Genomic DNA, 10,908 nt, shown 5'->3' with positions numbered 1-10,908 from the left:
AAAAGTTCCGGAGTATTGATTGATTGCGATTTAAATATTACTTTAGCCATTGCTCGTTTTTTGTGCAACTCTAAGATACTATTTTAGATTAAAAACAGCAAAAAAAAGGCTGTCCTTACTTTTAGGACAGCCTCTTTTTTTGTAATAACCCGAATTGAAATATAAAATTGATTTACAAAAAAGAAGCGCCAAACATTCTGAAGAGAGAATAGTTTTGGCGCTTTATTCAACAATTAATTTTGGCTGTTTCTCAAGCCTCCAACTATTTTATAATTATTTTTTTCCAGGTTTTTTCCTGATCGTTTTGCAATTCTATCAGGTAAACTCCTGATTGCAAATTATTCAAGGATACTTCAACAGTGTTAGATTTGTCTTTTACTTTAATAGTTTGAATTAGTGTTCCTATTAAAGAATATACAGTTATTTGATCTAAACCTGTTTTGGTTTCAATAGTAAAATTCCCGTTTGAGGGATTCGGGTAAATAGCAGCTGCTTTCAAGCCAAAATCATCTACTCCTAAAGATGCAGAGAGAGGAGTATCTATAGCATATCCGAGATTTCCTCCGTGATTTCCCATTACATAACTTGCATTACTTCTTTTAGCCCAGGCAAAATCAATAGAGGTGTTAGCATAATTAAAGGTATAATCATTTGCATCTCCGGTTGAAAAATTTCGTTCTGCAGTTATTGTTCTAATTGCAGGGGATGAAGCAGAAGTGCCTGTGTCGGAAATTACGACCCAGTTTTGCGATCCATCTGTACTTGGAGCCAAACCTACTCCGTTTAGTCGTCCATCAACTATTGTATTGGTATTAGCATTAGTATATACTACATCTTGCCCAGACACCATACCATCGCCATTAGCAAAACTTCCAAATTGTAAAGCGAACCATCTGTCTTTAGGCCCTGTAAGCTTTAAAGTAGCTTTTGATGTAGTATTGTTTAATGTCAGGTTAGCCGTCATGTCATTTGTCAAAGAAACATCTCCGGTAGATTTTTGCTGTGCAAAACTGCTCAGACCAATTGCTAAAAATGTTAAAAGAGTAATTTTTTTCATAATGTACTTATTTTAAAAGGTTAATTATTTCTTCGTTTTGAGAAAAAACAGCATATTCAAATGCTGTTTTTCCTTTGTTATCCTTAATTGTTTTATCTACTTTATAGTCTAAAAGCAATTTTATCAACTCACTGTTTTTAAATTGTGTAGCAAGGGACAATGCTGTAGTTCCGTTTGCATCAGTTAAGTTTGGATTGGCTTTTTTCTCAAGTAATAATTTTACTAATTGTGGGTAATTTTTATATGTTGCAGCCATCAGCGCTGTTCCCATGTCTGAGTTGTAGTTAATGTCTTTTACATTTTCTATCAGGAATTTGGCAACTTCAGTATTTCCTCTGTAACAAGCCAGAATCAACGGACTTGTTTTATTTTCGTTAAGTGAATTGATTAAATCCGGATTTGATTTGTTCAGGATTTGAATTTCTGTTAAAGTTCCGCTTCTGGCAATGTCAAAAACTGTTTTGTTTTGTGCCTCAGAAATAAAAAAGCAAAATAACATTGTAAGCAATACTAGTTTTTTCATGATAAATTAGTTTTTGATTAATTAGCTTCAAGAACAAAATTCATGGCGACTTTTACGTTTTCGGCAATTTTTCCTTTTACCAAACCCGGGATTTCAATTTTGTAATCCTGAGGTTTTACTGAAATAGCGCTTGATGCCAGAATTTTGGCACCGTTTAAGGCAAGATTAACTTTCGTTTTTATCTTTTTGGTAACACCGTGAATGGTCAAATCACCTTCTAAATCATAAGCTGTTTTTGATGCGGACAATTTTTTGGCATCAAAATTTAAAATCTTCCCTTTAAAAGTGGCTTTTGGAAACTGGGAAGATTCCATATAATTTTCATTAAAATGCTCTTCCATTAACGGTGCTTTGAATTTAAATGATTTTATAAGAGTCAAAGCCACAAATTCACCTGTACTTTTTTCGAGAATACATGAAGTTGTTTTGTTTGTAGCCGCTACTTCTTCAAAAGCCGGCATTGAGGCTTCAAATTTTACTTCTCCGGTTCGTGTGATCATCTTTTGCGAAAAAACTGCGTTCCCCGCCAACAAAAACAATGCTGATATTATTACTTCTTTCATGTTATATAGTTTTAATTTTTATATCCTTCTTTTTGCCAAAGTATAATCATGTCGATAGTTGCTCTTGGCATAGGTCCTGATCTTGGCATTACACTTCCGCAGGACTGGGTTTGGTCAATTCGGCAGATTAAATCGCCGTTTTGGGTAGCATCTTTTACCTGGTCATAGGTTTCCAAAGTTGGGAATCGGCCTCCGTCTGAATGGCAGCCTACACAATTGGCCTGTATGACTGGCCCAACGTTTGCTGTGTAAGTAGGAGAGGTACTTGTCTCTGTTTCTTCTGATATATCTTCGTAAGTTCTGGGCGTGCACGAAACTAAAAATGCTGCACAGGTAAATACTATTATTAGGATACTCTTTTTCATATGTAGGTGATATTTTTTGCTTAAATAGTTAATGTTTTAAAAGGATCTGTACATGTTGAAACCAAAATAAATTTTCCCTTTTGCCCAGTCTCCGGAAGCGGTTGAAAATACTGCAACATCGTTCATAGGCTGACTGTTTGAAAATACAAGCTGAAAAACGTGTCCGCCGGTTTCAATATCCAAACCAACCGTGAGCGGATTATGATATTGGTCTACAGTTTTTTCTTCTGTAATCACTCTTGCAGCATACTCAAGGTTAACACTCATTCTTTTGGCAATTTTGTATCGTAATCCTCCTGCTGCCGAAAATACATTTTGCTGTTCTAATGCATCATCATATAAGTTTTTATAGACGTTAATAAGACCTAATTCGACAGAAAATTTTTCGTTGACTTTTCTGGAAACCAATAATTGGGTCGTAAAGGCTAAACGGTCAGAAAATTTTATGTTAGGATATACTTCTTTTTCTAATGCACTATTGATATCCATTGTATTATACCCAACAATCGTAACCGGGAATCCGTTTACCTCCTGATTGGCCATTTTATATTTGGCTGTTATTTCATAAATTTTGTTGTAGGTATGCCTTGTAGCACCAAAGCTCAGCCAGTTTGTTACACCGTAAATTCCACCAAATTTGGTCAGGGCATTATCCAATCCAAAGAAATTATTAAATCCTTCAGACAAATCGCCAAAACGGTGCGAAACCAGCATGTACCATTCTCCTTTTGCCGGCAACTTTGTAGACTGCATATTGGCAATCTGCAATCCTTTGAAAGCCGCTATCTCAATTTGTTTTTCGTTTGATGAAACACTATCCAGCTGATTCAGTAAATCATCCTGGGCAAATACATTTGCAGATAAAAAAAACACAAGCACAAAGCCTAAAAAATTCTTCATTTTAATTTTATTAATCATTATTAACTACCGAACACTGGTCTAATTTTAATTCGCCCATTAAGTCGTCATACCCTACAACTCTTCCTTTTAGGGTTAAAGACTGACCTTTTTTAATAGAAGGATCTGATTCTTTTAAATCGCAAACAATTATGTTGTCTATAATAATTTGTTTTGGACTCATCTCACTGACAATTCCTTCAATGGCTATGGCTTTTTCGAGGTATTTTGTGTTTGATTTTTCAATGTCCGAATCAAATTCATCAATAATTTTTTTTGAGGATACTGTAAAAACTGCTTCTTCGGACGAAACGTTTCGGGCTCCTCCATACCATGCATAGTAGTACCCAAAAACTCCCAAAACAGTTATTGCTAAAGCTGCCAGGATTATTTTTTTCTTCATTTTTTTATTTTTTAAAATAGATTCAATGATAAAACAGCCTTGATAAAGATTACCCTACCAAAAATTATTGTTTTTGTCAAAAAAAGATGAAAAAAAATATAGGCCTTTTATATCCTGAATCGTTTTGGATTAAAATGAAATCCTAAAACTCACATTTGGAGTTCTTTGCAGTGAAAATGTTTCAACCTCTTCTATAGAATTTGAAAGCGAACTTATTCTGTAATATTCGCTGATTTCATTTTTTCTGTTCAGGATGTTGATAATAGAAACTCCTAATTTATATTGAATGCCCTTTTCAGTTTCCCATTTGTAAGTTGAGGAAAGATTAACCTGCGAAAAGATTTGCAAATTAGTACTGTTTGGCTTTTTATACACAAGTATTGGATCTGAAAGGTCAATTTGGGAAATGTCCGGAGCAGTTGTTGGTCTGCCGGAAGACCATTTGGTTCCCAAAGCAATTTTGAAATTATTTTTTTCATAAATCGCCGCCCACGAAATAGTATGCGTTAACTCGAAATTGTTCGGGAAACTTGGGTAGTCGTAATTTTTAAAATGATAATTATTGTTGTTGTAGGTATAACTCAGCCAGGTCAGAAAATGATTCATCTTTTTCTGAATCAGGAATTCTGTTCCTAAAACTTCATAATCGCCTGTCGTGCGTATAAATTCTAACTGGTTCTGAAAACCCTGACTGGCAGTTGTAATTCCGGTTACTTTTTTATAAAAATTTTCGATATCCAAAAGCCAGTCATTCTTTTTATAAAATAAATTTAAAGATAGTTGTCTGCTTCTCTGAATCGGAATGGATGAATTGTCTGAAACGATCCAGCGTCTTTTTTCGATACCGAAATAATCTTTTTGTAAATCAATAATCTGTTGACAGTTCTGACTTTTCAGTTCTCCCAACAATTCTAAATTTAGATTTTTGTTGAAGCCATAGTTGATCTGTATGCGGGGTTCGGGAATGAATTTTTTGAATTTTTCAATATAGTTTAACCGTATTCCGGTATTTACTATTATTCTGGAAAGCGTGTCATTGTATTTTCCTTCCAAAATTAAGGCGTGGGTTTTTAAAACGTCTTTAATTTTACGATAGAAATTAGGATTATCAACTTGTTCTAAATTGGTAATACCCACTTCGTTAAACTGATATCCATTGTTAAAAATAACTTTTGAGTTAATAGTATGGTTGTTTTCCAGGTTAAATCCATTGTTTGCAACGGTGTTTTCCTGCGTGACTATTTGATTGTCATTTGTAGTTTTCTGATTGGCCAAAAGCTCGTAAGACGAGTTGTAAACATTGATTTTAGTAGTGTTAAAATTATTCCAGTTTCTTTTCCATGATAAATTTCCGCCATAGTTTTGCTGGCGTAGTATGTTATTTTCAGATTTATTTATGTTGTTTACAGCAGCACTCTGAAAAACCCTGAGGTCATCCTTTATAGTTATCAAATCTACTATTAACTGATCTTTGAGTCCTATTTTCTGGACATATTTAAAAGTAGCATCGTAGAAATCAAATTTTCTGTCGCTTCTATAATCGATATTTTGGTTTTTAGAAAAATCGGTAATTGTGGTGTTTTGAAAAACCTTATTAAAATACTCTTTGTAAGTGGGCGTTTCTACATAATCGGTAATTGATTTTCGTCCTGAAATTTCGATATAACTTTTTTTAGAAAGATTGTATTTGGCATAAATATCAGCATTTATCATGTTGATTCCTGCACTAAAACTATTTTTCTCGAAAGCTTCGGGAGTTGAAGAAATGGCCACTACGCTGGAAACGCTTTCGCCATAAAATGCAGAACTTCCGTTTTTGTAAATAGAAATCGTATGCGCCAGATTTGGATTAAAAACCGATATTAAACCAAAAAAATGTCCCGTTTGGTACATCCTTATTCCGTTCCATAAAAATAAATTCTGATCGTGCGTACCGCCACGTACATTGATGCTTGATACACTTTCGTCAATACTGTTAACACCTGGGATTTGCTGCATAGTCTGCAAGGCATCAGGTTCGATAAGTCCGGGAAGGATACCAAACTTTTTGGGTTTGATTTCAAAAGAACCATCACTGTTTTTAGAAATTCCAGAAGCGAGAATAGGGTTGGTTTTAATTTCTTCGAGTTCTGTAACTTCAGATTCTAAAGTGATATTGAGACAGTTTTTAGAATCCTGATTATTAGTCGAAACCTTTTTCGTTATAAATCCGACATGGCTAATGGAGAAAGTATTTTTGGATCCTTTTTTAAATTCAAAATACCCGTTTGAATCTGTTGCAGTTTCTGAGTTATTGCAATGAATATTTGCGTCTTCAACGGGTTTTTTGTCGGTGTTAGAAAAAACATACCCACAGATGATCTCAGATTCATTCTGATTTTTATAAACGTTGATGTATTTATTCCCTAAATTTTCAAAAGACAATTTGGTTTTTTGTGTCAGATATTGCAGTTTTTGTTCTAAAGAAAGTGATTTTTTGGGCGGTATTAATTGCAGGCCTGAAACATTGTCTTCGGTGTAATTAAAATTTACCTCATGCTGCTGTTCAATATCAATTATGATGTTTTTTAAAGATATAGCTTTTCCTTTGTCCTGAGAAAAAAGGTTCAGGGCAAGGAAAAACAAAAAAAACGAAAAATGAAATTGTTTGGGGCCCAACATCTATTTTTCGTCAAAAATTATTTTATTTTCTGATACTTTTTTGGCTTCCAAATGATAGGTTGTACTTATAATTTGCAATGCGGTTTCCAGATCATTAGCCGGCAATTTCCCTGTAAATAAGGAAGTCGTGTCTCTGGTGTTCAATACGATTGTGATATTATATTGCCTTTGAACTTCGTCCAGTAAATTCCTGATATTTTCTTTGTTAAACAATATTTGATTATCAATCCATTCGGGTTTGGAAGAGTTTATGGAAGTACTGAACTGTTTTCCGTTATGAAAAGTAACACTTTGTCCGTGAGTTAAAATGATTTGTGTGTTTCGGTAATTTACTTTTACACGTCCTTCGTAGCACATTACATCAAATCTGTTTTTTCGGGCTCTCACATTAAATTGAGTTCCTAAAACCGATACTTTTCCAAGACTGGTCTGAACTTCAAAGCGTCTGCCTTTGGACACCCTGAAATAAGCTTCTCCTTCAAGTTCAAGGCGCCTTTTATTGTTCCAGTTCCATTTTTTATAATTTATTTCAGAGCCGGAATTCAGTACAACTTCAGAATTATCAGGTAACAAAAAAGTGTTTCTTTTTCCAAAGCTGGCAGTTTCAGTTTCCGGTACAAAACTCTTTACGGCAAAAGTAATTGTAAGGACCAAAACAAAAATAGCTGCTGCACGAAACATCCAGTTTTTATATAACGGAACTACTTTTGGAGTTGCTTTTTTCTGTTGAAGGATATTTGCCAGCATAGCATCTTCGTCCAAATCATCAACTTGCAGATGCTGGGTGTAGTTTTTAATTTTTTGGTATTTTTCGAAATCAGGACTTGCTTTAAATTCAGCTAATTCATCTTCCGTTAAATCATCGTTGAGCCATTTGGCTAATAAGTGATTTTTTTTCATTGTATTGGTACTTGTATCATTAAACAATTAAAACTGGATTTACCCTACTTTTTATATATCAATTTCTTTACGCAAGTTTAACAAAGCCAGATGAATGCGTTTTTCAACAGCTTTTACACTTATGTCCAGAGCTTCGGCAATTTCACTGTATTTTTTTTTATCTATTCGATGCATCAAAAACGCTATGCGCTGTTTTTCGTTTAAGTTTTCAATGGCTTTTAAAAGTTTGGTCTGAAATTGTTTTTCCTCCAGAAGATATTCGGGGCTTTCGTTGGTTCTGTCGGAACCTGTAAAGTTTTTTTCGTACTTCAAAACCACTTTTTGATGAGCAATTTCGTTGAGTGTACTGTTATTTGCTATAGTATAAATGTATGATTTTGCTTTGTCGATAGGTACAGAAGCGCAATTTTGCCAAAGTTTGATAAATGCATCCTGCGCTACATCTTCAGCCTGGTTTTTATTGCCAAATTTGTAGTAAAGAAAATTCCGAAGAGCCTTTATATGACTTTTGAAAAATTCCGAAAAAATGATTTCGTCGCAGGTATTTGGTTGTTTTGTGGTTGACATTGGCGGTTATAGCTTTCAATTTGGAATCTGCAAAAGTATTTGTTTTTGGTTGAAGTAGGGTAAAAGCGGAGTAAATTGTTTTTATTCAGATATAAGGAGAAAGCATACTGGTCAAAAAGTTATCTCAATTTTATGGTAACAGATCTTAAAATTCGCAGAAACCTGTATTCCTAAATTTGATTACCTTTGTAAAAATATCACTATGTTTCGTTTAAAAAAATATTTACCCTTAATGGGTTTTCTGTTGTTATTCTCTTGTCAAAGCGAGATAAATGAACAGAGTTACAATCCACAGGAAACGGTCTCAAGTTATTCTCCGCTTACATCCTATTTCCAGAGGGTAGCCATGGTTAAAACAGTTGGGGATAATGTGGTAGATCAGTCCAGTTATTGTACCATAAAGCTGCCATATACGGTTACTGTGAATAATGAGAGTATTGCCGTAAATACTACTGCAGATTACCAAAAGATATTCGATAATATTAATGCAAGTTACACAGATGATGATATTGTAAAAATAGATTTTCCGGTAACAATGGTTTATTACAACTATATCGAGAAATATATTCCTGACCAGGCAGATTTTGATGCATTAATAGATTATTGGAATCTTTATCCGGATCTTTTGTCCAAAATAAACGGACTAAATGTTAATTACCCTATAACAGTCAATATTTACAACAGTGCCAGTCAAATAGGAAGTTCTGTTTCAATAACAAGCGATCAGGCGTTTTTTAATTTTATAAAAAATCTGAACAGCAGCCAGTATATCGCTCTCAAATATCCTGTTTCAATTACAGATTACAACAATCAGACAAAAACAATTTCGAATAATGTTCAATTCGAAAATGTTATAAAGGATGCTATTGACAATTGTCCGGAAAACAACACAACAGTTTTGGATTTTACTGGAGTTATAACAAATGGGTCCTGGAGCATATCCTGTTTTTTTGATAAAATAGAAAAATTTTCAGCATACAGCGGTTATACCTTTGTTTTTAAAAATGATAAATCTGTGGTTGCAACCAAAGCAGGCGTTTCGGAAACCGGACAGTGGGAATCTAAAATTGTAAACGGTGTCAGGGAGTTTAAAATAAGTTTTAGTTCAGATTTGCTTCATAAACTAGACTGCTCATGGAAACTGTTTGAGTTTAATAATTCTAAAATACATCTTCGGGATTTAAGCGACAGTAAAAACACCCGGTATCTGTATTTAGATAAGTACTGAAATTTAGAGAAAAGTTGTTTTTCTAAGGTTTAAAAAAGGGAATCATCTCAGTATTGAGGCGGTTTCTTTTTAGTTTATACTTTATTGTGTAAAAACGATTTTTAATTAATGTTTAATCCTATATTTGCACATATTTTTTCTATAAGGAATTAACAGGAATTTTAGCAATTAATTTTTGTAATCCTTTCTTCAAAAATTTAAAATTACAAGTGAATACAAAATCTTATTTTTTTCAGTCTTTTGCTATTGTGGCATTAGCTTTTGTTGCTTTTATCGGATTCAGGCAGGTTTTGCCGGATAAAATTTTTTCTGAAAGCAAAATAAACTCTAAAAATGTACTGATTGACAGTCTGCTTCTGGAAGCTGTAGCTAAAGATTCTTTAAGTGTGAATGACAGCATCAACGGGACTGAAGATGCTGAAGGAAAAGAAGAAATCATTTATAATAATATAGAAGGAATCGAATTTCCGTCTGAAACTTTTGAGGAATACAAAGGTTATCAATACCTGATTTCTTTCTATGAAAAACTATATCAGTTAGAGAAAAATCCGCAACAAAATGTAAGGATTGCCTATTATGGTGATTCCATGACAGATGGAGATTTGATCGTACAGGATGTTCGAACCAATTATCAGGAGCGTTTTGGAGGGAATGGAGTTGGGTTTGTTTCCATAACTTCGGAGTCAGCCGCATCACGCGGATCTGTAAAATCTACTTATTCTAAAAACTGGAAAACACAATCTTATCTAAATGTAAAAAGACCATCCAGCCCATTTGGAGTAAATGGTCATGTGTTTTTTGCGAATGATAAAAACAATGCAACCTGGGTACAGTATGAGGCAGGAACCAATAAATATTCGACAACTTTAGACAATCCGACTTTGTTTTACGGAAAAGCCTCTAAAAAAGGAAATGTGAATTTTATTATTGGAAAAGATACACTTCGAAAAAACCTGAACCCATCTAATCTGGTGAATAGCTTAAAAGTTACTTCAGGAAGCATAAAATCTTTCAAGGCCAATTTTATTCATGCAGATTCTATTCCAATTTTCGGATTCAATTTTGATAACGGAAGTGGAGTTCATGTAGATAATTTTTCGCAAAGAGGAAACTCAGGATTACCGCTTTCGATATTTAATCCTGGTGTGATGCAGGCTTTTAATAATCATCTGAAATATGATTTGATTATTTTGCATTACGGAACCAATGTGCTGAATTACGGAACCAAAAATTACTCATGGTACGAAAGAGGTATGAAAAAAGCAGTGAATAAAATAAAGGAATCTTTTCCGGGAGTTTCTATTTTGATTGTTTCAACCGCTGATAAGTCGACCAAGTACGATTTGGAAATGAAAACCGATTCGGCTGTTGTTCCTCTGATGAAATCACAAAAAAAATATGCTCTTGAAACCGAATCAGGTTTTGTAAATTTATATACGCTGATGGGCGGTGACGGATCGATGGTAAAATGGGTTGATGAAGCGCCTGCCAAAGCCAATAAAGATTATACACATTTTAATCAGCGTGGAGCAAAAGCCATTGGTAATTTGTTATATAGCCAGCTGAACAAAGGATACGAACAATACAAAGCTTTGCGCGAAAAGCGTGATGCAGGTGTAAAGCCAAGAGTGATTAGAAACCCCAAAGCAGATTCCGTATCTGTAAAAAAAGACAGCGTAAATGAATAAACTTATTATTTTCTTTTGTTGTCTTTTTTTCTCAACAAATGATAATCAGCACAAAT

Annotated in this window: 11 protein-coding genes; 2 read left to right on the top strand and 9 right to left on the bottom strand. The window is 34.0% G+C overall.

What is annotated here, in order from left to right:
* Positions 1 to 262: 262 nt before the first annotated feature.
* The 9 genes from AAEO57_RS14500 to AAEO57_RS14460 form a co-directional block, all read right to left on the bottom strand.
* Positions 263 to 1,057 carry a T9SS type A sorting domain-containing protein gene (locus tag AAEO57_RS14500; RefSeq protein WP_341693744.1) on the bottom strand — a complete coding sequence of 265 codons (795 nt, stop codon included), beginning with the start codon at positions 1,055 to 1,057 and terminating at the stop codon, positions 263 to 265.
* 7 nt (positions 1,058 to 1,064) lie between these two features.
* Positions 1,065 to 1,580, bottom strand: a complete 516-nt coding sequence (locus tag AAEO57_RS14495) for an ankyrin repeat domain-containing protein (RefSeq protein WP_341693743.1) — start codon at positions 1,578 to 1,580, stop codon at positions 1,065 to 1,067.
* 17 nt (positions 1,581 to 1,597) lie between these two features.
* Positions 1,598 to 2,143 carry a YceI family protein gene (locus tag AAEO57_RS14490; protein WP_341693742.1) on the bottom strand — a complete coding sequence of 182 codons (546 nt, stop codon included), beginning with the start codon at positions 2,141 to 2,143 and terminating at the stop codon, positions 1,598 to 1,600.
* Positions 2,144 to 2,154: 11 nt separating this feature from the next.
* Complete coding sequence (locus tag AAEO57_RS14485; protein ID WP_341693741.1) at positions 2,155 to 2,508, bottom strand: hypothetical protein; 354 nt, start codon at positions 2,506 to 2,508, stop codon at positions 2,155 to 2,157.
* A 36-nt stretch (positions 2,509 to 2,544) separates the two neighbouring features.
* Entirely contained in the window at positions 2,545 to 3,408 is an 864-nt protein-coding gene (locus AAEO57_RS14480) for a DUF5777 family beta-barrel protein (RefSeq protein WP_341693740.1), read from the bottom strand.
* A gap of 10 nt (positions 3,409 to 3,418) precedes the next feature.
* Complete coding sequence (locus tag AAEO57_RS14475; protein ID WP_341693739.1) at positions 3,419 to 3,808, bottom strand: OB-fold protein; 390 nt, start codon at positions 3,806 to 3,808, stop codon at positions 3,419 to 3,421.
* Positions 3,809 to 3,937: 129 nt separating this feature from the next.
* The gene (locus AAEO57_RS14470; RefSeq protein WP_341693738.1) at positions 3,938 to 6,433 is read right to left on the bottom strand and encodes a carboxypeptidase-like regulatory domain-containing protein; all 2,496 of its coding nucleotides are present in this window, start codon (positions 6,431 to 6,433) and stop codon (positions 3,938 to 3,940) included.
* 36 nt (positions 6,434 to 6,469) lie between these two features.
* Positions 6,470 to 7,369 (bottom strand): FecR family protein, encoded by a 900-nt coding sequence (locus tag AAEO57_RS14465; RefSeq protein WP_341693737.1) that lies wholly within the window; start codon positions 7,367 to 7,369, stop codon positions 6,470 to 6,472.
* Positions 7,370 to 7,420: 51 nt separating this feature from the next.
* The gene (locus AAEO57_RS14460; protein WP_341693736.1) at positions 7,421 to 7,936 is read right to left on the bottom strand and encodes an RNA polymerase sigma factor; all 516 of its coding nucleotides are present in this window, start codon (positions 7,934 to 7,936) and stop codon (positions 7,421 to 7,423) included.
* Positions 7,937 to 8,138: 202 nt separating this feature from the next.
* On the opposite strand from AAEO57_RS14460, the gene AAEO57_RS14455 reads away from it, so the two are divergent.
* Positions 8,139 to 9,164, top strand: a complete 1,026-nt coding sequence (locus AAEO57_RS14455; protein ID WP_341693735.1) for a hypothetical protein — start codon at positions 8,139 to 8,141, stop codon at positions 9,162 to 9,164.
* A gap of 209 nt (positions 9,165 to 9,373) precedes the next feature.
* Positions 9,374 to 10,852: an SGNH/GDSL hydrolase family protein gene (locus AAEO57_RS14450; RefSeq protein ID WP_341693734.1), complete on the top strand. Its 1,479-nt coding sequence runs from the start codon at positions 9,374 to 9,376 to the stop codon at positions 10,850 to 10,852.
* Positions 10,853 to 10,908 lie beyond the last annotated feature (56 nt).

Source organism: Flavobacterium calami, from assembly GCF_038290035.1.
GTDB classification, from domain to species: domain Bacteria; phylum Bacteroidota; class Bacteroidia; order Flavobacteriales; family Flavobacteriaceae; genus Flavobacterium; species Flavobacterium calami.
Note: the sequence above shows the minus strand (reverse complement) of the source record. Positions and strands in the feature narration are given on the sequence as shown.